This is a genomic window from Pseudomonas khavaziana, from assembly GCF_019145205.1.
Lineage (GTDB): Bacteria > Pseudomonadota > Gammaproteobacteria > Pseudomonadales > Pseudomonadaceae > Aquipseudomonas > Aquipseudomonas khavaziana.
Genome location: NZ_JAHSTT010000010.1, coordinates 67,291 through 89,709 on the forward strand (window position 1 = coordinate 67,291; position 22,419 = coordinate 89,709).

Genomic DNA, 22,419 nt, shown 5'->3' on the forward strand with positions numbered 1-22,419 from the left:
TTATGCAAGCTGTAATGAACCCGAAGTACCCAGGGCTCAGTGTGCGGGTCGCGGATGAAGGTTTCGACCCCTATGTATGGGGCAATGACTTCAGCTTTGAGGTCAGCGCCTATGGTGTGCCGCAGATGGGCCAGCGTGTCGACCAATGGCCTGTGGAGCGGGTCCTGCCGTACCGCAAGTGCTACGGTATTGACCCAGAAGAGTTCGCCAGTTTTCGCAATGCCGCCGACAGCGCGATCTTCATGGCCTACCTGGATGATCGCGCGGTGGGACATGTGGTGGTCAGCACCAACTGGAACGGTTTTGCCCACGTCGATGAGCTGGCCGTGGTGTTGCCTGCGCGACGCCACGGTGTGGCCAAGGCGTTGCTGGATGTGGCGCAGTTCTGGGCGCGCAAGAAAAACCTGCCGGGCATGATGCTGGAAACCCAGAACAATAACCTGGGTGCCTGTCGCTTGTACGAGCGCTGTGGTTATGTGCTGGGCGGGATCGACCACCTGCGTTATCGCGGCATTGATCCGCAAACCCGCGAGGTGGCGATTTTCTGGTATCGGTTGTTCATGCCCGAGCGGGACAGTCTATGAATTGATCCACGAATGTTCGGCGCCGACACTGATCTGTAGTTGATCACGGTAAGCACGATAGTGCTTCTTCGCCTCCCGTACGCTTTGTTGGAGCCCATCGGGCTCTGTCAGACCTTTGCTAGCGTAATACTGGCGGGTGTCGTCCTCAAGGTTGAACGGTTTTCCGGGCGTGAACCCGTGTTTGCCTTGCTGCATTTTTTCTTTGCTCATTCCATCAAAACCTGCGTCGTAAATGTCAGGTCGCCTGGATTTCAGCACATCGTCAAACATGTTCGGGCCTACGGTTTCAAAAATCTTGCCTTCGTACTCCAGAAAGTCCGAGGTGTAGTCGAACCCACCCTTGGGATTTTTGTCGATGGTCGGGCGATTGGCTTCAAAATAGGCTTTGTTTTTGGTGAAGCGTTGATTCATCTCGGTGATCATTTCAGCTATGACCGGATTATTCGGTTGCGTGGCGAAGTTACTCGTATTAAAAAATGGCTTGTAGTCAGTCAGCTTATGGGCGACAGGTCGACTGACCAGAATATCCGAGTCGCCCGCATTTAAGCCTGCCGATCCGACCGCGCCTTTGATCGCATCATCGGTGTCGAGATAAATGCCTCCGTATTTATTCATCAGCGGATAGCGAGCTACATCGGAAGTCGCAGCGAGGTTCTTGCCCTGACCCTTGCGGAAATATGAATACAGCTCTGTGTTTTTCAATGACTGGAAGAACTCTTCTTCATGCAAGTTCATGGCTGTGACACCGGGGGCGTCTTTTGCCAGCTTGAGCTTGATTGCCTGGAATAGCTCAGGGGTGTCGGCGTCGACATGCACGATGGATTTGAACCCAGGCATTTTGTCGGTGTTGGCCGCGATATTCTTGATCAACCTGTCCGGTATTTCGCCACCGGCCCAGAAATAGTGAATGTCTTGGGGGACGGGGCGGATGTTCTTGGGCATCTGCAATATGGCCGGCGCGGGTGCTTCGATAAACCTGAAGTTGTGATCGGCTATCTTTTTGGCACTTTGATAGTTTTCCAGTGAGCCCCTCTGCCATTTATTTTTTGCGCTTCTCCAGAAATATTCAGGCGTTGTCCCTTTGGTATTCCCCACCCCGGCTGACCAGGCACCGACCTTGGTGTCAAAAGTGGTGGCGTAATTCATGCCTTGGTAGTTGATGACGTAGGGGTACGGGGAGTCTGTGTGTATTTTTATGTCGTCTATCGGCACGATGTAGGTGTTCTCATTGAGCTTCCAGGCAGACCAGGACTCACCACCGAGTAAACGATTCGCTGTTGCCGAAAGCTCCCATCCTCGGCCGCCCAAGTCCCTGACCGCAAGGTCGGGATGGCCTGCGTTGGGGTGCTGGATAACACGTTGACCATCCTTGAGTTTGGACTGATAAAACCGGTGGTCAATTTTTATGAATTCCTTACCGTTGTGGTCTTTGTAGATATTTGATTGGAGGCCTTTCACCTGCAGCCGGTCGGGCGAGATGTCCACCGCGTAGTCCCGCAGTGCGGGCGGGTTGAGAACTTTGAGCTCATCCGCAGCCGCCACGATGCCAGGTCTGAAATCCTTCAGCGGCGTCCCGTAGGGTTGCCCCTTCGCCACGTCATAGTCGTACCAGTTGCCGTTGCGCAACACTGCTCCCGTTTCCTCGGTGTGGTCGAGGAGCTTGTAGGTGCCCACGGCAACCACGGCATGCTGCTTGCCGGCCTCTTTGAGCACATCGTAGCTGCCGCTGGCCCCCCGGAGAAAATTAACCGCGGACTTTCCCTTGGACCACACAAGGCGGCTGGCGCCCTTGAGCAGGTCGCCAGCGCCACCCAGTGGGTTGAGTGCCTCCAGCGCGGCGCCGCCAAGGAATCGCACGGTTTTCGATGCGGCCTTCAGGCTGGTCACGCCCTTGGTCAATACCTTGCCCGCCTGGGCGGCCTTGCCGGCGCCCAGCGTGACCAGCCCAACCACGTCAAGGCCAAGGTCGAACAAGCCTTCGCCAACGTTACCTTGCATGAAATTGACAATCGCCGACCTGAACGGAATCAGATTGAGGAAAAAATCGCCGATGGCATCGTCGGCAGCTGCGCTTTTGTCATAGGAGGTCATGCCGCTGGCATGTTCACGCAGATCATCGTTGTGCAGGTCGAGGGACTTGGCGAATACCTTGGCGATGTAGTTCGTGCGTTCGGAATTGAATACTTGCGGTATTTGCGAGACCGTCGCTTTTTCCTTGGACTGCTTAGCGTGCTCGTCTTCGAACGGATTGAACTGGACGGTTCTATACAGCCTGTTGGCGTCTCTTCTATCGAGCTTGCCGTAAGGCGGGGAGTACTGGTCGATGAGGTGGTTGTGCTTTGAAACAGTGCCTGCGCTGGTGTCAATGCGATAAACGTTGACCTGGCCGTCGCGGGTGGTTTTCACATCCAGCGTATGGCCCCGCTTGGTCAGGGTCTTCGTGCTGAAGTCGGTGCCTATTTTATATTCATTGGTATGGAAAAACTCGAGCTGGCCGTACTCGAAGTTCTGCTTGTCCTCTGGCGGCAGGTTCGAGATGAGGTACTGGGTCAGGCCAGTGTGGCCTTTTTCCAGTTCCGTTATGGTCTGGTTGTAACGCTCGGTAAAGGCATCTGCCACCGTCAGTTTGCCGCTCGCGGACTTTTCGCAGAACTCATTAATGGGAATTCGCTTGTCTTGAGTCAGCCAATGTTCTTTGTCGTCATGCTTGACCTTGTCACCCTGCATGACGATATCCAGCATTGAGTGGTTGCCAGGGAAGCGACCGGGCCGTCCTGGAGTCAAGTTGGCTTTGAGGATGTTTCTTGCCTTGAAAACGCTGTCCGGGACTCCCGGGAACTCTGCGCGGAGCAGCTCCAGCGCCATCGTTTCACGGCTGGGGATGGGCGTTGCAAGCGCTGTGGACGTGGCTTGCAATGCGCTCTGCTGGGCATTGAATGCATTTTGCACCACCTGCATTTCAATCTGGGTGGGCGCGATGTCACCGGCTCTCAACAGCCCATGGACGACTCCCCAATTGCTCAAGGCTTTATGCTGGATATGCTGGGTGAGCGGGGCGCCAACATCGATCGCCTCTGCGGCGGCGAGCACCTGGCTGTAGCTCATCGTGAGTACGCGCCCTGGGGAGTGGGCCTCCAGCTTGGCTGCCGCGATTGCCAGTTGTGTCCATGGGATACTGCCGTACGTCACGTTGGCCGGGATGTCCTTGACCCGGTATTCAGGTGCGACCCTTGCCAGCAGCATGCGGGCTGCAAGGTCGGCCGATTGCGGGGTGGCTCGCCCCTTGGTCACCAGATAGCGGCTCAAGCCGTCAATTACCAGTGCAGCCGGCTTATGCCAGAACTGTCGCTGCCCCAGGTCAAAGCCGGCAACGCTATTGCGAGCCGGGGTACCCAGGGATTCCGGATCCAGGCCAAGATGGATCGCTGCCAGCAAGTAGTCATTGCTGCTGGCTTCTGTCGCAATGCCTCCCAACTGGGTTTGTATAGCCTGCCCCAATGCTTGTGCCTTGGCCGAGCCCAGCAGTGTTTCCATCGCTGAGCTGGGGTATTTGAAGTCATCGTTGGAGAGGTTCGCGGCTGACAGCAGATAGCCCAGTACCCCTTTTTGTTTGTCGGCCAATGGCAGTCCGGGCACCGTCGAGTCGGGTGCATTGAGCAGGTCGATGATGGTTTGTTTGTCCTGCATTGCCAGCGGCGTCGGCCATGACAGCGCCCCGCTGAAATTACCCAACGGGTGGGTGTGCACCTGTTGGATAGCGCGCTGATACAGCGTGATCAACTCAGCCAGGGTTTTCGGCACGTTCAAGCCGCTGCCGCTGAGGAAGGTGTGAAGCTTGACGACGCTGGTTGGAGTCAGGTTGTGTTTCTCGTAATAGCTGGAGAGTTCACAGATCGGCAGTGAAAGGCTGTTCAACTGCGCTTCCAGTTGTGCTTCAAGCCGGCTTTGCTGTGCGCTGGACAAGTCCCCTGGAAAGGCTCCGGTCAGTTCTTCAAGGAGCGGCAGCAGTTTTGCAGCCAGCTCTTTCCAGTTGCAGTATTCAGCAAAGGCTTTTTTAAGGGCTGAGGGGTTGTCGAGTTCGTCAGGGCTTGGATCGTTGGCCGCGACAGCGGGCCGGTTGTTGAGGGGGTTGGACTGAAAACCGGTGAGAACTGTAGCGGCTGATGGAGAGTTGTGCCCGGTCAGAGCTGTGGCAGGCAGGTGGGTAAGCACAGGGTTAAGATCATTCATGGAAACCGTTCCTTAGTTTCATATTCGTCTGATAGAAAGCGGAATTGGCGCTTCCTTACAGCGATTGGGTGTAAAAAACTTCGGACGAGGTTCCCGTCACACCTCTACCGGATGTGTCGGGTACAGCACGAGAAAAAGAAGGTGTGGGAGGAGCGTCAGGGTGCGGGCGTGCCAAGCGAAGCGCCGGTCAGCAAGGCTTCGGCTTTGTGCATGACAATCTCCAGCAGCGCGTTTAGCGCCGGCGTGGGTGATGCGTTCTTCAAAGTCAGTGCGTAAAGGATGACAGGGATGGGAGGAGATAACGGGCAGCTATCCAGCCCGGATTCCCGCGCGCCAGCTGCGGTGAACGAGTCGACAATCGCCAGGCCTTCCCCGGCTTCCACCATGCTGCGCATCATCTGGTAGGTCTGCACCCGCGTTTGTACCACTGGTAACGGGCGCAGGGCTTGCAGCTTGGCGTCCAGCAGGCGGCTGAGCGGGTCATGCCCCTCAAGCCCGATCAGCGACTGCCCGGCCAGGTCCTGCAATGCAATGTACTTTTGCTTGGGTTTGAGCCAGCCATGGGGCGCGAGCAATTGCAATTTGCCCTGGGCCAGTACGGTGCTTTGGATTTGCGCATGGTCCGGATCATGCAGGCTCAGGCCCACATCGGCTTCGTGCAGCAGCAGGCTCTTGACGATCTCCCGGGTCGGCTGGCTCGACAGGTTGCACGGGGTGTCCTGGAAGCGTCGGCGCAATATGGCAATGCTTTGCGGCAACAGTTGGTTGGCCAGCGGTGGGGTGCACAGCGCGCGCAGTGTCGGGGCGTGATGGTGTTTCAAACGGCTGGCCATGCGTTGTACCGGCTCGAGCGCTTCGTACAGCGCGCCAATATCTGCCTGCAACTCCAGGGTCTCGCGCGTCGCCTGCAGGCGGCCGCGTACACTGGCGAACAACATGAACCCCAATTGCAACTCGGCATCCTTGAGGGTGGCGTCTACCTCGCCCACGGGGAGTTGCAACCACTCGGCGGCCGTGCCGAGGTGCCCGGTCTGCAAGATGGCCTGAATCACTTCGATATGACGTAAACGCATGGCCGGAGTCTATGTGCAGCGCGATGGGGATTCAATGGTGCAAGGCTTTGTGCGCAAAAAAGACTGCACGGGTCGCCCTGGCCTATGGCGTTCGGTCACGACCTCACTAGAATGGCGCATCTGATCAGCAACGACCAATGCCGGTGTTCCGGTACTTAAAACAATAAACAGGTCTGGTCTCAAAATGCCTCTACCCTCGACATTCTTCGGGGTGACGGCCAAGCAACTACTGGTCCTGGTGACCTTGGGATGCGTGGCGGCTTACCTCTTCAATGATTACGCTGAACCCACGCCGGAAAACCGCGCACTGGAAACCTTTATCCGTTCCCAGGAACAGGTGGGTGAACAGGTGGGCGCGGTGCTGGGCATTACCCTGATTCGGCAGGTGGAGGCCTATCCCGCCTATAACGCGTCGGGCTACAAGCGTTCCATGTACGCCGTCGAGGGGGAGCGAGGGCGACTCGTCGTGACGCTCAAGCAAGGCGAGCAGGGAATTGAAGTGACGGATATCCGCAAGCCCTGATCCTCCAGCCCAGTCGCCGCCAGCACGCGCGGGGACTGGGCGGGTGGATAAGGGCTGGAACTTATGAGGCGAGGGTGGTTTGCGATTCGCGGACGATAATGGTCCCCGACTGGGTCAACTTGAATTCATCGCCTTCCAGTTTTTCTACACGGTCGCCAATGGCCAGCTTGTAGGTAGTGGAGGGCGCCGACCCAACCAGGTCGCCTTGCGCCGGGTTGGATTCCTGGAACTCATGCACCGAATAAACGCGACCTTCCGCGTCTCTGGCATGGAACTGTCCGACTAGTACTGCTGCCATCTGTTTAGAACCTCTGGAGATAAACACTCGATTTGCGGTTCTGTAGACCGTCAAGGAGCGGGGTAGTTTACCTATAAGAAAAAAATACTATTCGCTGGTGTTTTCAGACGCTTCCTACGCAATCGCTTGCAAAGAAAACGCCGGGAAAATCACCGGGAACCTCTGGTGAACACGCCGGGAAGCCTCTATAACTACCAGCTCCTTTATTCAGAAGTCGGGAAAACCTCAATGAGCAAGGTCTACACGATCGCCGTCCTGGTGGGCAGCTTGAGAAAAGAGTCGATCAACCGCAAGGTCGCCCTGGCGCTGGCAGAGCTGGCCCCCGCCAATCTCAAGTTGAACATTATTGAAATCGGCGATTTGCCGCTCTACAACGAAGACCTCGAGGGAGCAACACCGCCCGCAGCCTACAGTAATTTCCGCAAACAGGTGAGTTCATCCGACGCAGTGCTGTTCGTGACCCCCGAATACAACCGCTCCGTACCCGCTCCGTTGAAGAACGCCATTGACGTGGGTTCGCGTCCTTATGGGCAAAGTGTCTGGGGCGGCAAGCCGGGGGCCATCATCAGTGTGTCGCCGGGTGCGATGGGCGGTTTCGGCGCCAACCACCACTTGCGCCAGTCGCTGGTGTTCCTGGATGTGTGGTGCATGCAGCAGCCGGAAGCCTACCTGGGCGGAGCGGGCAGCGTGTTCGACGAGGCGGGCAAAGTCTCGGAAAGGTCCAAGCCGTTTCTGCAGGCCTTTATCGATGCCTACGGCAAGTGGGTGGAAAAACAGAAGGCCTGATTTGGCAATGAGTTCAAGTGTGGGAGCGAGCCCCTCCCACATTTTGTCTATCGCAGCCAGTTAGTCCGCGCCAGCTCAATCACCTCATCCCCACGCCCGCTCATCACCGCCTTGAGCATATACAGGCTGAACCCCTTGGCCTGTTCCAGCTTGATACTCGGCGGCATCACCAACTCTTGAGTGGCGGTCACCACGTCCACCAGCACCGGGCCGTCATGGGCCAGGGCGCGGCGCAAGGCCGGTTCCAGGTCTTCGGATTGCTCCACACGAATAGCCAGGATGCCCATGGCATTGGACATGGCTGCGAAGTCGGGGTTTTTCAGCTCAGTGCCGGTGTCCAGGTAACCAGCGGCTTTCATCTCCATGGCGACAAAACCCAGGGAGGAGTTGTTGAACACAATGAGTTTGACCGGCAGTTTCAATTGCGCCAGTGAAATGAAATCCCCCATCAGCATGGTGAACCCGCCGTCACCGGACATCGAGATCACCTGGCGCCCGGGGAATGCCGCCTGGGCGCCGATCGCCTGGGGCATGGCGTTGGCCATCGAGCCATGGTTGAACGAGCCGATCAGCCGGCGCTTGCCGTTCATCTTCAAATAGCGCGCAGCCCATACCGTGGGGGAACCGACGTCGGCGGTAAAGATCGCATCATCGTCGGCCAGTTCGCTGAGCAGGCGCGCCACGTACTGGGGATGGATCGGTCGGTTGGCCTTGGACGGTTGCGCCAGGTCATCCAGACCTTGGCGGGCTTTTTCGTAGTGCTTCAACGAAGCATCGAGGAAGCTGCGATCGGTCTTGCGGGTCAGGCGCGGCAGCAGCGCGTCGATGGTTTCACTGACATCGGCGGCGATGCCCAGGTCCAACGTCGCACGGCGTCCCAGGGCCTGAGGGTCGCGGTCGACCTGGATGATCCTGGCGTCGGTCGGGTAAAACTGGCGGTAGGGGAAGTCTGTGCCGAGCATGATCAAGGTGTCGCAATCGAGCATGGCGTGGTAACCGGAGCTGAAACCGATCAGGCCGGTCATGCCGACGTCGAACGGGTTATCCCATTCCACGTGCTCCTTGCCCCGCAGCGCATGCACCACTGGTGCCCCGAGGGCGTCGGCCAAGGCCACCACCTGGTCGTGGGCGCCGGCACAGCCGCTGCCGCACAGCAGGGTGACTTTCTTGCTGTCCTGCAGGATCTCGCTGAAGCGTTGCAGGTCCTGCTCAGCAGGCAAAGTGCGCGGCGCATGCAGGGCCGGCCAGGGCTTGAGCGTGTCTTCGACTTCCAGCAGCGACACATCCCCCGGAATCACCACCACCGCCACGCCGCGATTGAGGATCGCCGAGCGCATGGCCCGGTGCAGCACCTGGGGCATCTGTTCGGGGTTGCTGACCAGCTCGATAAAGTGGCTGCACTCCTTGAACAGCTCCTGGGGATGGGTTTCCTGAAAATAATTCAGGCCAATCTCCGACGATGGAATTTGCGCGGCAATCGCCAGCACCGGCACGTGGTTGCGATGGCAGTCGAACAAGCCATTGATCAAATGCAGGTTGCCCGGCCCGCAGCTGCCGGCACACACGGTCAACTCACCGGTAGCAGCGGCTTCGGCGCCAGCGGCAAAGGCCGCGACTTCCTCATGGCGCACGTGCATCCACTCAATGCTGTCCATGCTGCGCAGTGCGTCGGTCAAGCCATTGAGGCTGTCGCCGGTCAGGCCCCAGATGCGCTTGATGCCCGCCTGTTCAAGGGTGGTCGCCAGCTGCTGGGCCAGGTTGATTTTCGCCATGAAGAACTCCAATCGTCAGTGAGTTGAAAAGCTGCTGATCAGTAGAGGACAGTTCGATTACGGCGAATGCTCACCCTTTAGTGTGAAGATTGCTTCATGTCTACGCGGTATCGGCGGGGGCGCCGGGGGATGACCCACCGGCCGCGTACCAGCGCCATGCACGCGGCGACGTTGGCTTTGGTCGGCAGGGGAGTGTTCAGGCTAGGCTGTTTTTATGAATGTCGGTGAGCTATGTTCGATGTGACAGAAGGGGAGGGGCGTCGATTGGAATAAGCCCGGCTCACCAAAATTTGCAGAGCCAAGCAGGACCCAATGTGGGAGGGGGCTTGCCCCCGATAACGGTGGATCAGCCAACGAATCTGTTGACTGGTACTCCGTCATCGGGTGCAAGCCCCCTCCCACATTTTGGTACTCAGCGCCGGCGAAACAGCGGCAGCGGCTCGTCCGTCGCAGCCTGGTAGGTCACCGAGAAGTCCTTGAGGCTTTCCAGCGCTTCATACGGGTCTTTGTCGGCGCGCAAGGCGAAGGCATCGAACCCGCAACGGCGCAGGTAGAACAACTGGTCGCGCAACACATCGCCAATTGCGCGTAATTCACCCTTGTAGCCATAACGGTCACGCAGCAGGCGGGCATTGGAGTAGTTGCGTCCGTCGGTGAAGGCCGGGAAGTTCAGGGCGATGACCTGGAAATGTTCCACGTCATCACCGATTTCCTCGGCCTCTTCGTCGGCGTCCAGCCACACGCCCAGGCCACCGTCGCGGGCCTTGAGGGCGTGGCCGTGTTCGCGCCACAGAGCCAGCGGCACGATCAGGTCATCGCAGTTGGAGATGCCGTCGAAGCTCGCGTCCTTGGGCAGCAGGTGCCAGGTTTCGTCGACGACTTCGTTGTTCTTAATGATTCGCTGCATAGACGCGCTCCTTGAACAGGTCGATGCCGATGCGCTGGTAGGTGTCGATGAAACGCTCATCTTCGGTGCGCTGTTCGATGTACACGTCGATCAGCTTGCCGATCACCTCCGGCATGGCTTCCTGGGCGAAGGATGGGCCGAGGATCTTGCCCAGGCTCGCATCGCGGCTGGCGCTGCCACCCAGGGACACTTGGTAGAATTCTTCGCCTTTCTTGTCCACGCCCAGGATGCCGATATGGCCGACATGGTGGTGACCACAGGCATTCATGCAACCGGAAATGTTCAGGTCCAGCTCGCCGATATCGAACAGGTAATCCAGGTCGTCGAAACGGCGCTGGATCGATTCGGCAATCGGGATCGACTTGGCGTTGGCCAGGGAGCAGAAATCGCCGCCCGGGCAGCAGATGATATCGGTCAACAGGCCAATATTCGGCGTGGCGAAACCGCCTTCGCGCAACTCGCCCCACAGGGTGAACAGTTGGCTCTGCTCAACGTCCGCGAGAATGATGTTTTGCTCGTGGGAAGTGCGCAACTGGCCGAAGCTGTAGCGCTCGGCCAGGTCGGCGACAGCGTCCAGCTGCTTGTCAGTGATATCGCCGGGGGCAACGCCGGTGGGTTTCAGTGACAGCGTCACGGCGACGTAGCCCGGCTTCTTGTGCGCCAGTGTATTGCGTGTGCGCCAGCGGGCGAAGCCTGGGTGCTGCTGGTCGAGTGCAGCCAGCTCGGCATCCTGGTTGCTCAGGGCCTTGTACTCAGGGTCGACGAAATGCTTGGCCACGCGGTGCACTTCGGCTTCGGTCAGGGTGGTCTGGCCGCCGCGCAGGTGTTCCATCTCGGCATCGACTTTCTGGGCGAATACCTCAGGGGTCAGCGCCTTGACCAGGATCTTGATCCGGGCCTTGTATTTGTTGTCGCGACGGCCATAGCGGTTATAGACCCGCAGAATCGCATCGAGGTAGCTCAACAGGTCCTGCCACGGCAGGAACTCGTTGATAAACGCGCCGACCACCGGGGTACGACCGAGGCCGCCACCCACCAGCACGCGGAAACCCAGCTCGCCGGCGGCGTTGTGCACCGGCTCCAGGCCGATATCGTGCACTTCGATGGCCGCGCGGTCGGACGTGGAGCCGTTGATGGCGATCTTGAACTTGCGCGGCAGGTAAGCGAATTCCGGGTGGAAGGTGGTCCACTGGCGGACGATTTCACACCAGGGGCGCGGATCGATCAACTCGTCGGCAGCGACGCCGGCAAATTGGTCGGTGGTCACGTTGCGCAGGCAGTTACCGCTGGTCTGAATGGCGTGCATCTGCACGGTGGCCAGTTCAGCCAGGATGTCCGGCACATCTTCCAGGGCCGGCCAGTTGAACTGCACGTTCTGGCGGGTACTGATGTGGGCATAGCCTTTGTCGAAGTCGCGGGCGATCTTGGCCATCATCCGCGCCTGGCGCGAAGTGAGCTGGCCATAGGGCACGGCGACCCGCAGCATCGGCGCAAAGCGCTGTACATAAAGGCCATTTTGCAGGCGCAGAGGGCGGAACTCTTCTTCGCTCAGTTCACCTGCTAAGTAGCGTCGGGTCTGATCACGGAACTGCTTGACGCGGTCCTCGATGATGCGCTGATCGTATTCGTCGTATACGTACATATAGGTCCTGTTCTCGGCAAATCTGCGCGCACGGCCGCGCACTCCCAACGGAGCCGCCGCACGATACCAGTTTGCGTATATGCGCAAAAGTGATGTTTGGGTATATGTAAATAACCAAACTGACTAATAAGAACCGTTATCGCGATACCCACATTTGTCATAAGGGCAATCATGATCTTTACTGTGGTCGAGTCTTAGTGCCGTCACCTATAAAACCGACAAGAGGCGATGCAATGAGCAATTCCACCAAAGCCCGTAAACCTGACAGTACCGTGGATGCCTGGGCCATTCTTTTCCTGATCATACTGGTGGTTGGAACCGCCGTATTCTGGGTCAGCCACCAGTAAAAGAATGCGTTGATTGAGCCTCGATTGGCTGTTGGATTGCCACTATCATGGCGATCAATTTTCCAGGCTCTAACAACCATGTTGAAGGTTTTGATTGCGTGTGTGTGGTTAGCAGGATCGGCGTACGGGGCAATGGCCCAGGCCGCGTCGGTAGTGTTTCTCAACCCAGGCACCTCCAGCGAAACTTTCTGGGTCAGCTATGCGCAATTCATGCAGGCCGCTGCCAAGGACCTCGGCCTGGATTTGCGCGTGCGTTATTCCGAGCGCGACGCCCATAACACTTTGCTCCACGCCCGCGAGGCGTTGCATGGCAGCGAGCGACCCGACTACCTGGTGCTGGTGAACGAGCAATACGTTGCCCCACAAATTTTGCGTATGGCCCAGGGCAGCGGGGTCAAGTTGGTGATCGTGAATAACGCGTTGACCGCCAGCCAGAAGCAAATGCTGGATGCGCGAGATGATGCCCATTGGGTTGCCAGCCTGGTGGCGGACGACGAGCAAGCCGGCTACCTGATGCTTACCGACTTGCTGCGCCAATACGGCCCGGTATCGTCTGGTGAAACCCTGGATCTGCTGGCCTTCTCCGGTGCCAAGAACACCCCCGCTGCACAGTTGCGCGAACAAGGCTTGCACCGTGCCTTGGCCGAGCACCCCGAAGTCCGTCTGCGCCAACTGGTCTACGGCGAATGGAGCCGCCAGCGCGCTTTCGAGCAGGCCACACAGTTGTTCAAGCGCTACCCGCAGGCGGCACTGGTGTGGTCGGCCAACGATGAGATGGCGTTGGGGGCCATGCAAGCTTTGCAGGACAGCGGGCGGGTGCCGGGCCAGGCTGTGCTGTTCAGTGCGGTCAACAGCTCGCCGGCTATTTTGCGGGCACGCCTGGAAGGGCGGCTCACCACCTTGGTCGCCGGGCATTTCACCCTTGGCGGCTGGGCCATGGTGCTGATCCATGATGATGCCAAAGGCGTCGATATTGACGCTTACGGTGGGCGCGACCGCCAGCAAGCCTTATTCCAGTTGATTGGTGCCGACCAGGCACGACGCTTGTTGGCGCCTGCTCCGTTGGTGGATTTTCGCGCATTGTCGGCAATCGGCAAGCAGCAACCTTACCGTTACCCCTTCAGCCTGCAACTGTTGCTGCGCTAGACGCCGGCCAGGTGCAGCACCAGCTTGACGACGCCGAACAGCGTCAAGGCGAATACCACGGTGAACAGGATGCCCAGCACTACGAAATGGCTGGGCTTGCCGTGGGTAAAGTCGCGCGCACGGTTCTTGCCGCTTTGCACGCCGAAAGCGGCGGCCATGACGCTGTGCAACATTTGCCAGAACGTCGGTGGTTTGTTGTCGACTGGATCGCTCATGAGAACCTCGTCAGGTGCAGCGTTCTATAGAGCGTAGACAATGTCCGGGCCCAGGGCGTCATTGATTCATCGATGTGCACCCGCACCGCATAATCGCGGCGGGGGTGCACGGGTTGTCGTGGCGTCATTCAGCCCGGGCAGGTTCCAGGTCAAGGAACAGTTGCTTGTCCAAAGGCGGCCTGATCGTGGCTTTATCCAGGTTGACCACGGCGCGGTTTTCGGCGGCGGCCTTTTCGATCAATTGTCTGCGCGTGAACAGCTGATCTGCTGGAAGCTTCAAGTGCCCGAAGCTGTACTGCGCGGCCGGCGTCTCGACGGTGGGATAGTGGAAATGCGCGTACCACAAGACATGGGCCGTACCTTTTTCGTACACCGCGTATTCGCTGAGAAAATCCCCGGCTGCCAGCGGTTCTCGGCTCTTGGCCAGGTTGATATCGACAAACCCGTGACGCCACAGATAGGCAACGTTGGACGCCTTGGGCAACTGTTGCTTGTAGCCTTCGGCACATACCTGGCGGGCGAGTGTCTGCGCCGAGGCGGCCTCGTCCCGGTACTGCTTGACCAGTGAGCCAGCGCTGGCCTGGCTGGGATGATCGCGCTGGATTTCATCGGCCAGGGCTTCGAGTTTGCGCGCATGCTGGCTCAGCATGTCATCCCAGTCCAGCGGGCTGAGGGTCTCGCGCCGTGCGGGGTCTTGAAGTTTTTTCTGCTGGGCGCGAATCGTGCGTTCGATACCGGCCCGTTGGGCGATCAGGGTGTCGGCATTTTGCCTGATGATCTTGAGGGCGCGGGCTTTCGCTACGGGTGTCGGTGTAGAGGGTTTGGCCACCTCGACTTCGACCCATTCGCTTTGATTGGCATGTTCATGGTACGTGGCGACCGTTTGGCCTGTCAGCGGGTCTTTGATATCGACAAAACTGCCCGGTGTCGCTGCGTCTGGTGGACGCAAGTCACCCACCAGAGTCGCTTGTTTGCGTGTCTTGATTACCTTGCGGCTGGCGGGTTTCGGGCGGGTGGGCGCTGCCACGCCGGGCACGTGGGCGAAGCCTTCCTCGGTGAGAAGCACATCGGCCAGTTGCGCTTCCAGGCTGGTACGGGCGGTCACCAGTTGGTCGAGGAACTCTGTGCGATAGGCCTCGCGCACAAAGCCTGAGCCCATTTCCGAAAGTGAATTGACGGCGTTCTCCATGCGCTCATAGCGTTCCAGTGCGCCCTTGAGTACATCGATCTGTTCGGTGGTGGAGTAACCGCTGGTCGTCCGCATCTCGGTATGTGCCAGGATCCGGGTGGTGTTCTCGGGGTTGGTGAGGTCCACGATAAAGGGCAACTCTGCCGGGCTTCGCGAAGTATGGGTGCGATCGAGCACCAACTCGGCAAGAAACATCAGGATGTTTTGTTCGACCGTGACCACGGAGAGATACTGATCCTCGGGGTGCTCTTTGAGCAGGAACTCGCGCAGTTCCGGATCGGCCTGCTTGAGGGCGGTCTGGATTTTTTCGATCGGATCGTGCATCTCTCGCAATGTTTCGATCTGTCGTTTGCGGGTGTCCAGGAACGTTTGGTAGGCGTAAGGGATGCCTTCGGGCAGTTCACGGTTGACTCGGTCAAACAGCTCATCGGCATTTTCGCCCTGGTCGGTTTCCAGGATATCGGTAAACTTTTGCATCAGGGCCTCGAACACCGAGCCCCAGTAGTCATAAATCGCCTTGGCCCCGACATTGCGGGAGGTCTTGTGTTTTGCGTTGGCGTTGTCAGCCTCCATCAGTTCACTGGCCTTATCCTGGATCCTTTGCATGGCGGCATTGCTCATCTCGGCGTTTTGCTGGTAACGCTCAAAGGCAACACCCCATTCTGCCCTGGCCCTGGCCACGATCTCGCGTCGTTGCCCATGACGGGCAGCGAGCTTGTCTTGCAAGCCTGGAATTTCGCTCGCGGTGCGCAACCTCAGCCAGTCCTCGCGCAGCTTTTGCTTTTGTTCGACCAGTTCGGTGCGCGCCTTGTCCAGCGCGCTCTTCAGCGGTAGCGAGGCAAGCGCCTGGGGCAGGAACTCCAGGTTGAGTCGTGCAAGGTCCGCCTCCAACGCCTTCAAACGGTCGCGATGCTGGCGCTGCCAACGTTCCCGGCGCTCCCTGGGCATACCACCCGCCAGCCGCGCCTGGCGTTCCAGCTGCCAATGCCCCTGGCCGTCGCTGGCCAGTTTGAAGCCGGGCCGCAGCGGGTGCTGTGGATCCACCAGGTAGACCTCGCCGAAGCCTTGCACCACGCTGACCTGGAACAGCAGCCCGGCAAGGCTGGCATGCCAGGTTTCGCCAATCCGGTACAACCCCTTGAACGGGCCGCTGGCCTGCGCAACGGGCAACGAGTCTGGCCAAGGTACATGCAGGTCGAGCAATAATTTCAACAACCTCGCACCAGCCTTGGGGCTGGCAAGCGAGCGGCTGAAATCCAGCGGGGTATGCCCTGTGGCGGGCGGTTCACCAGGCAACGCCACCTCGCCATGACTTACCTGGGGCACTGTTGGTTCCTGGGCCGGATGGGCAGGGCGGCGCCAGGCGGTCAGCGCCGGTGCGACGTCTTCGTGAGCCTGCGGTTGGGTGCGCGGCGACGGGCTGGCAGCATGCAACAGCACCATGGCGGTGTTGAGCAGCAGGTCGATCAAGGCCAGTTCGCGGGTGGTCGGGTCGCTGCTGTCCAGTCCCGCCAGGTCCTGCTCCAGGCTGCTGACCATCACCAGGAACCAGCCGGCCAGCATCGCCGGGCCACGGGCCAACGGCAACAGCAGAGTGTTGAACAGCAGCCAGGCGCCCTCCATCACGATGGCCCAGCGGCTTTCGCTGTTGGACACTGATTCACGGTCCGCCAGCTCCACCAGGGCCCGTGCGGTACTGCCGAACAAGTGACTGAGCAGTTGCCCATTGACTTGCGATTGCAGCCATTCTTCGGCGCCTTCATCCACCGCCAGGGTCGCGGGTGCGGGCTTTTCAGGAATGGCGAACTCATCCCCGGCCAGAAAGCGAATGATGTGCGGCTCCTTGATACCGCCGTGATCGTAGATCGGCCGCGCCCTGTCGCTCAGCCAGGTGAGCACGCTGGCCTGCAGGTCACCGGGGGCGGCCAGCGCCTCCAGCAGCGCTTCGCGCGTTGGGTACTGATACAACGCATCGGCGTACAAGGGGCGGTACAGCACGTGCGGGCCGATGCTGGCGTCCCGGGGCTCGATAATGAAGAAGTTGTTGACGACGTCCGGGGTGGCGCCGGTCTTGCGGCACAGCGCCAGGGGACGCAGGACAATTTCCTGGCCGTCGACAATTCGGTCGGTAGGTGTCTCGCCCATCAGGGCGTCTACATAGCGGTAGCCCAGGGTAGTGACACCGTATTGCTGCCTGATCGCGAATTCCAGCGCCATGCACGGCAGGTGCACCTTCAGCTCGCGGGTGAAGAGTTGTTCCCGGAGACGGGCATCGACACTGTCGGAAAGCAGCAGGTCCTTGATCGTTTGCGGATAGGCCGTGCCGATGTCGACCCGCTGGATCAGGCCCGAGGAGCCCAACACGTAATCGTCAGTTAGCCACGGCGGCAGCGTGCCGCCACTTTTGGATGACAGCGTCAGCGTACCTTTGGGTTTGCCGGCGAGGTTTTTCACCGCCAGCTCGGTCAGCGACATCCTGACGTGGTCGATAATGCCCGCGCCACCCGGGTAACCGGCGGCCACGGCAAAGTCCAGCAGCACATCGTCAGGGTCGTAGTCGCCATGGTCGGCCTGCATCTGCTTGCGCAGGGAAGCGCGGCTGAAATCATGCAGGTTTTCTATGCCCTCATTGTAGGAACGCCCCTGGTTCACCCGCAGTACCGTGGCCACCTGCTGCAAGTGCAGATGGTAGGCGAAACGGTCATCGGCAGTTGCCTGCCTGAGCCAGCCAGGCAACTGCGCTTCAATTTTCTGCAGCGGTACCGGGTCACCTATGGGCGCTAGTATGAACTGCATCGCCGGATCCGTGAGCCGGTCCAGGCGCCGGTCAACCTCGGCTTCGCTGGGGCCGCGCAGGTCCATGGCGGCCAGGTCTTCAAGTTGCTGATTGAGGATTAGCCCAGCCTGTTGTTCGAACAGGTTGCCGTCCGGCTCATTGCGCCGCCAGGTCAGGCTGTCGAACTGGTACTGGCGTTGCAGGCGCAGGCTCCAGGCCTGGCCAAAGGCATCCAGGGAGTCAAACGCCTCGACCGCTCCGGCGACGTTGCACAGCAGCACCTGTTTGTCGCGTATCAGGAGGAGGTCCGGCGTCAGCAGGCGTACTTCCTGCGTAGCCCTGGCCAGTGTGGTTTCGATGAAATACGCATAGGTGGCAGGCGTGGAGCGCGGCAGGCGTTCACTGCGCGCCGGCCAGGCTGCGGCGACCGCCAGCATGTCCCGCTGGGTATCGCCAAGGGTGGAGGCAGCCGCAGCTGCGGCGGTCATCTGGCCTTGGAGAAACTCCCCCAGCCATTGCCAACGACTGCGGCCATGGCTGTCGGCCTGGCTCCAGTAATCGACCAGGTCCTGCTGGAAAGACAGATGCAGCGAGGCGCGCAGCTCGTCGATGACCTGCGCAATCACCTGCATATCAATGTCAGCCAGGCCGCTACCCGGTGCGGGCGACAAGTAATACGGCAGTTCACCGCGAGGGCTCAGGTCAAGCAGCCGGGGGTTGAGGACGTGGGCGAGGGCGACATGGGCCAGCAAGGGAAAGGCATAGCCGCCACTGGGGGTAGGGCTGGCGAGCTTGAGCGTGAGCAGATCCAATTGCAGGTTCGGGTAGCGCTCGCTGATACCCGTGCGCAGGGCCTTGAACACCACTGAAAACAACGCTGGGCGCGTAGCGAAATGGGCGTGGACGGCTTGGCTGGGCAATTGGCTCAGGGCCGTAGGTGAATCGGGCATGATGAAATCCTTTTTCCTGTGTGAATCCGGCTGGACGGGCTGCCGGGTCAGCGGACCGAGGATCGGTCCTGCACAGGAAAACGGATTTTGTGGTCACGGGTGCGGCATCGGGATACCGCAACCCTTGGCCAATGGCCTAGTTGTCGTAACCCAGGTTAGGCGCCAGCCAGCGCTCGGTCACGGCCAGATCCTGATGTTTGCGTGCGGTGTAGCTGGCCACCTGGTCCTTGTCGATTTTGCCCACGGCAAAATACTGCGCCTGCGGATGGGCAAAGTACCAGCCACTGACCGCCGCCGCCGGGAACATTGCGTAGTGCTCGGTGAGGAATACACCGCTGCGCCCGGCGTGCATTTCCCTGGCCTCGGGGTCGAGCAGTTGGAACAGCTGGGCTTTCTCGGTGTGATCCGGGCACGCCGGGTAACCCGGGGCAGGGCGGATGCCGCTGTACTGCTCCTTGATCAGCGCCTCGTTGTCCAGTTGCTCGTCCTTGGCGTAACCCCAGTGCTCCTTGCGTACCTGCTGGTGCAGCCACTCGGCGCAGGCTTCGGCCAGGCGATCAGCCAGGGCCTTGACCATGATCGAGTTGTAGTCGTCGCCGGCGTCCTGATAGGCCTTGGCGACTTCTTCGGCACCGATGCCGGCGGTGGTGATAAACCCGCCAATGTAGTCGGTCACGCCGCTGTCCTTGGGCGCGACGAAGTCGGCCAGGGAGAAGTTCGGCTTGCCGTCGGTTTTGATGATCTGCTGGCGCAAATGATGCAGCCTGGCAATCGGCTGGCCGTCCTCGCCGTAGACTTCCAGATCATCATCCTGCACCTGGTTGGTTGGCCAGAAACCGAACACGGCGCGGGCGCTGATGAGTTTCTCGTCGATCAGCTTCCTGAGCATTTCCTGGGCATCGGCGTACAGCGCAGTGGCCGCCTCACCGACCACCTCGTCTTCGAGGATGCGCGGGAACTTGCCGGCCAGGTCCCAGGAGATAAAGAACGGCGTCCAGTCGATGTACTTGGCCAAGACGTTGAGGTCGATATTGTCCAGCACCTTGGCACCGGTAAAGGTCGGCTTGACCGGGGTGTAGCTGCTCCAGTCGAACTGCGGCTTCTTGGCGATGGCCGCCGGGTAACTCAGGCGCTCGGTGCGCGCACTGCGGTTGGAGGTGCGTTCACGCACGTCAATGTATTCCAGGCGGGTCTTCTCGACGAAGCCGGCCTTCAACTCCTTGGACAGCAATTGCGTGGCCACACCCACGGCACGGGAGGCGTCGGTGACGTAGATCACCGCGTCGTTGCTGTACTTGGGCTCGATCTTCACCGCCGTGTGCGCCTTGGAGGTGGTGGCACCACCGATCATCAGCGGCAGGTGGAAGTCCTGGCGCTGCATTTCACGGGCCACATGGACCATCTCGTCCAGCGACGGCGTGATCAGCCCGGACAGGCCGATGATGTCGCACTTCTGTTCCTTGGCCACCTGCAGGATCTTTTCCGCCGGCACCATCACGCCCAGGTCGACAATGTCATAGCCATTGCAACCGAGTACCACGCCGACGATATTCTTGCCGATGTCGTGCACGTCGCCCTTGACCGTAGCCATCAGGATCTTGCCCTTGGCTTCCGGTTTGTCGCCTTTTTCCAGCTCGATGAACGGGATCAAGTGGGCCACGGCCTGCTTCATCACACGAGCGGATTTGACCACCTGGGGCAGGAACATCTTACCGGCGCCGAACAGGTCGCCGACGATGTTCATGCCGGACATCAGCGGGCCTTCGATCACCTCGATCGGGCGCACGAACGACAGGCGCGACTCTTCAGTGTCCTCGACGATATGGGTGGTGATGCCCTTGACCAGCGCGTGTTCCAGGCGCTTGTTCACTGGCCAGCCGCGCCATTCTTCGGTCTCGGCTTCCTTGACGCTGCCGTCGCCCTTGTACTTGTCGGCGATGGCGAGAAGGGCATCGGTGCCTTCCGGCGTGCGGTTGAGCACCACGTCTTCCACGGCGTCACGCAGCTCGGTCGGGATCTGGTCATAGATCTCCAACTGGCCGGCGTTGACGATGCCCATGGTCAGGCCGCTGCGGATCGCATACAGCAGGAATACCGAGTGGATCGCCTCGCGCACCGGGTTGTTGCCGCGGAACGAGAACGACACGTTGGACACGCCGCCGGAGGTCAGTGCGTAGGGCAGCTCTTCGCGGATATACGCACAGGCATTGATGAAGTCGACGGCGTAGTTATTGTGCTCTTCGATACCGGTGGCGACGGCGAAAATGTTCGGGTCGAAGATGATGTCTTGCGGCGGGAAGCCCACTTCATTGACCAGGATGTCGTAGGAGCGCTTGCAGATTTCCTTCTTGCGCGCTTCGGTATCGGCCTGGCCGGCCTCATCGAACGCCATCACCACCACGGCGGCACCATAGCGCTTGCACAGCTTGGCGTGGTGAATGAACTGCTCGACGCCTTCCTTCATGCTGATGGAGTTGACGATGCCCTTGCCCTGGATGCACTTGAGGCCGGCCTCGATCACTTCCCACTTGGAGGAGTCGATCATGATCGGCACCCGGGAGATGTCGGGCTCGCCGGCAATCAGATTGAGGAAGGTCACCATGGCCTTCTTCGAATCGAGCATGCCCTCGTCCATGTTGATGTCGATCACCTGGGCGCCGGCTTCCACCTGTTGCAGGGCGACTTCCAGGGCTTCGGTGTAGTTGTCTTCGCGGATCAGCCGGGCGAATTTGGCTGAACCTGTGATGTTGGTGCGCTCGCCGACGTTGACGAACAACGAGCTGCGATCGATGGTGAACGGCTCCAGGCCTGACAGGCGGCAGGCCTTGGGAATATCCGGGATCGCGCGCGGCGCATAGCCGGCCACGGCCTTGGCGATGGCCTCGATATGGCCTGGGGTGGTGCCGCAGCACCCGCCGACGATATTGAGGAAGCCACTCTGGGCAAACTCTTCGATGACCTTGGCGGTTTGCGCCGGCAGTTCGTCGTATTCGCCGAATTCGTTGGGCAGCCCGGCGTTGGGGTGTGCGGACACATGGGTGTCTGCCTTGTTCGACAGCTCTTCCAGGTAGGGGCGCAGCTCGCTGGCGCCAAGGGCGCAGTTCAAGCCCACGGAGATCGGCTTGGCGTGGGCCACGGAGTTCCAGAAGGCCTCGGTGGTCTGCCCCGACAGGGTGCGGCCGGAAGCGTCGGTGATGGTGCCGGAAATCATGATCGGCAGTTCAATGCCTAGTTCTTCGAACACGCCTTGCACGGCGAAAATCGCGGCCTTGGCGTTAAGGGTATCGAAGATGGTCTCGATCAGGATCAGATCGGCGCCGCCCTCGATCAGGCCCTTAGTGGCCTCGGTGTAGTTCTCCACCAGTTCATCGAAGGTCACGTTGCGATAGCCGGGGTTGTTCACGTCCGGCGACAGCGAGCAGGTACGGCTGGTCGGGCCGAGCACGCCGGCGACGAAGCGCGGCTTGGCCTGGTTCTCGGCCGTCTTGGCATCGGCGATACTGCGCGCCAGGCGTGCGCCTTCCACGTTCAGTTCATAGGCCAGTTCTTCCATGCCGTAGTCGGCCATGGAGATGCGCGTGGCGTTGAAGGTGTTGGTCTCAAGGATGTCGGCGCCAGCGTCGAGGTAGGCTTTCTCGATCCCACCGATCACGTCCGGGCGGGTAATTACCAGCAGGTCGTTGTTGCCCTTGACGTCGCTTGGCCAGTCGGCGAAGCGTTTGCCACGGTAGTCCTGCTCCTCGAGCTTATAGCTCTGGATCATCGTGCCCATGCCGCCATCGAGGATCAGGATACGTTCCTTGAGGGCTTGGTGAAGGGCTTGCAGGCGAGCGCTACGATCGGGCATGGGACTACTCTGGTCAGGCATTACGGAGGGCATGGATCATAGCAAACCTGTGCCGATTTGGAGCATGTGCCGGTTTTGCATGAATATCGTTCATGTTGAGGGCGGCCGTGGCCCGGTAGAATCGCCGGCACTTT

At 59.8% G+C, this 22,419-nt stretch carries 13 protein-coding genes; 4 read left to right on the forward strand and 9 right to left on the reverse strand.

Annotated features, from left to right (window positions below; genetic code table 11):
* The first annotated feature begins 2 nt into the window (after positions 1 to 2).
* Positions 3 to 584 (forward strand): GNAT family N-acetyltransferase, encoded by a 582-nt coding sequence (locus KVH01_RS21935; RefSeq protein WP_043050282.1) that lies wholly within the window; start codon positions 3 to 5, stop codon positions 582 to 584.
* On the opposite strand, the gene KVH01_RS21940 is transcribed toward KVH01_RS21935, so the two are convergent.
* Both KVH01_RS21940 and KVH01_RS21945 read right to left on the reverse strand, forming a co-directional pair.
* Positions 579 to 4,814 (reverse strand): glycosyltransferase, encoded by a 4,236-nt coding sequence (locus tag KVH01_RS21940; protein ID WP_217882881.1) that lies wholly within the window; start codon positions 4,812 to 4,814, stop codon positions 579 to 581. The genes KVH01_RS21935 and KVH01_RS21940 overlap by 6 nt on opposite strands.
* Positions 4,815 to 4,969: 155 nt before the next feature.
* Complete coding sequence (locus KVH01_RS21945; protein WP_217882882.1) at positions 4,970 to 5,887, reverse strand: LysR substrate-binding domain-containing protein; 918 nt, start codon at positions 5,885 to 5,887, stop codon at positions 4,970 to 4,972.
* 184 nt (positions 5,888 to 6,071) lie between these two features.
* Between KVH01_RS21945 and KVH01_RS21950 the strand changes: the two genes are divergently transcribed.
* The gene (locus tag KVH01_RS21950; protein ID WP_217882883.1) at positions 6,072 to 6,410 is read left to right on the forward strand and encodes a hypothetical protein; all 339 of its coding nucleotides are present in this window, start codon (positions 6,072 to 6,074) and stop codon (positions 6,408 to 6,410) included.
* Positions 6,411 to 6,471: 61 nt separating this feature from the next.
* On the opposite strand, the gene KVH01_RS21955 is transcribed toward KVH01_RS21950, so the two are convergent.
* Positions 6,472 to 6,708, reverse strand: coding sequence for a hypothetical protein (locus KVH01_RS21955; RefSeq protein ID WP_217882884.1), 237 nt, complete (start codon positions 6,706 to 6,708; stop codon positions 6,472 to 6,474).
* 228 nt (positions 6,709 to 6,936) lie between these two features.
* Here KVH01_RS21955 and KVH01_RS21960 point away from each other — a divergent pair, with 228 nt between their 5' ends.
* Positions 6,937 to 7,494, forward strand: coding sequence for an NADPH-dependent FMN reductase (locus KVH01_RS21960; protein ID WP_217882885.1), 558 nt, complete (start codon positions 6,937 to 6,939; stop codon positions 7,492 to 7,494).
* Between the two features lie 47 nt (positions 7,495 to 7,541).
* Here KVH01_RS21960 and poxB read toward each other — a convergent pair whose 3' ends face one another.
* From poxB to KVH01_RS21975, 3 genes are all read right to left on the reverse strand, one after another.
* On the reverse strand, positions 7,542 to 9,266 hold the full coding sequence (gene poxB / locus KVH01_RS21965; RefSeq protein ID WP_217882886.1) for a ubiquinone-dependent pyruvate dehydrogenase: 1,725 nt from the start codon (positions 9,264 to 9,266) through the stop codon (positions 7,542 to 7,544).
* A 412-nt stretch (positions 9,267 to 9,678) separates the two neighbouring features.
* Positions 9,679 to 10,173 carry a DUF934 domain-containing protein gene (locus KVH01_RS21970; protein WP_043050275.1) on the reverse strand — a complete coding sequence of 165 codons (495 nt, stop codon included), beginning with the start codon at positions 10,171 to 10,173 and terminating at the stop codon, positions 9,679 to 9,681.
* Positions 10,157 to 11,815, reverse strand: coding sequence for a nitrite/sulfite reductase (locus KVH01_RS21975; protein ID WP_124377680.1), 1,659 nt, complete (start codon positions 11,813 to 11,815; stop codon positions 10,157 to 10,159). Before KVH01_RS21975 ends, KVH01_RS21970 begins: the two co-directional genes overlap by 17 nt.
* Positions 11,816 to 12,240: 425 nt before the next feature.
* Here KVH01_RS21975 and KVH01_RS21980 point away from each other — a divergent pair, with 425 nt between their 5' ends.
* Entirely contained in the window at positions 12,241 to 13,308 is a 1,068-nt protein-coding gene (locus KVH01_RS21980) for an ABC transporter substrate-binding protein (protein ID WP_217882887.1), read from the forward strand.
* Here KVH01_RS21980 and KVH01_RS21985 read toward each other — a convergent pair.
* The 3 genes from KVH01_RS21985 to metH all read right to left on the reverse strand — a co-directional run bounded on the left by KVH01_RS21985 (position 13,305) and on the right by metH (position 22,285).
* Positions 13,305 to 13,523 (reverse strand): DUF2970 domain-containing protein, encoded by a 219-nt coding sequence (locus KVH01_RS21985; RefSeq protein ID WP_043050272.1) that lies wholly within the window; start codon positions 13,521 to 13,523, stop codon positions 13,305 to 13,307. The two genes, KVH01_RS21980 and KVH01_RS21985, sit on opposite strands and share 4 nt — an antisense overlap.
* A gap of 124 nt (positions 13,524 to 13,647) precedes the next feature.
* The gene (locus KVH01_RS21990) at positions 13,648 to 18,438 is read right to left on the reverse strand and encodes a hypothetical protein (RefSeq protein ID WP_217882888.1); all 4,791 of its coding nucleotides are present in this window, start codon (positions 18,436 to 18,438) and stop codon (positions 13,648 to 13,650) included.
* A gap of 136 nt (positions 18,439 to 18,574) precedes the next feature.
* Positions 18,575 to 22,285, reverse strand: coding sequence for a methionine synthase (gene metH / locus KVH01_RS21995; protein WP_217882889.1), 3,711 nt, complete (start codon positions 22,283 to 22,285; stop codon positions 18,575 to 18,577).
* Between the last annotated feature and the right edge of the window lie 134 nt (positions 22,286 to 22,419).

Excerpts from the sequence above, each read along its gene's own strand:
- KVH01_RS21985 (WP_043050272.1), bottom strand. The coding sequence starts at position 13,523 with ATGAGCGATCCAGTCGACAACAAACCACCGACGTTCTGGCAAATGTTG.
- KVH01_RS21980 (WP_217882887.1), top strand. The coding sequence starts at position 12,241 with ATGTTGAAGGTTTTGATTGCGTGTGTGTGGTTAGCAGGATCGGCGTAC.
- KVH01_RS21935 (WP_043050282.1), top strand. The coding sequence starts at position 3 with ATGCAAGCTGTAATGAACCCGAAGTACCCAGGGCTCAGTGTGCGGGTC.
- KVH01_RS21975 (WP_124377680.1), bottom strand. The coding sequence starts at position 11,815 with ATGTACGTATACGACGAATACGATCAGCGCATCATCGAGGACCGCGTC.
- KVH01_RS21970 (WP_043050275.1), bottom strand. The coding sequence starts at position 10,173 with ATGCAGCGAATCATTAAGAACAACGAAGTCGTCGACGAAACCTGGCAC.
- KVH01_RS21945 (WP_217882882.1), bottom strand. The coding sequence starts at position 5,887 with ATGCGTTTACGTCATATCGAAGTGATTCAGGCCATCTTGCAGACCGGG.
- poxB (WP_217882886.1), bottom strand. The coding sequence starts at position 9,266 with ATGGCGAAAATCAACCTGGCCCAGCAGCTGGCGACCACCCTTGAACAG.
- KVH01_RS21940 (WP_217882881.1), bottom strand. The coding sequence starts at position 4,814 with ATGAATGATCTTAACCCTGTGCTTACCCACCTGCCTGCCACAGCTCTG.
- KVH01_RS21950 (WP_217882883.1), top strand. The coding sequence starts at position 6,072 with ATGCCTCTACCCTCGACATTCTTCGGGGTGACGGCCAAGCAACTACTG.
- KVH01_RS21955 (WP_217882884.1), bottom strand. The coding sequence starts at position 6,708 with ATGGCAGCAGTACTAGTCGGACAGTTCCATGCCAGAGACGCGGAAGGT.
- KVH01_RS21990 (WP_217882888.1), bottom strand. The coding sequence starts at position 18,438 with ATGCCCGATTCACCTACGGCCCTGAGCCAATTGCCCAGCCAAGCCGTC.
- metH (WP_217882889.1), bottom strand. The coding sequence starts at position 22,285 with ATGCCCGATCGTAGCGCTCGCCTGCAAGCCCTTCACCAAGCCCTCAAG.
- KVH01_RS21960 (WP_217882885.1), top strand. The coding sequence starts at position 6,937 with ATGAGCAAGGTCTACACGATCGCCGTCCTGGTGGGCAGCTTGAGAAAA.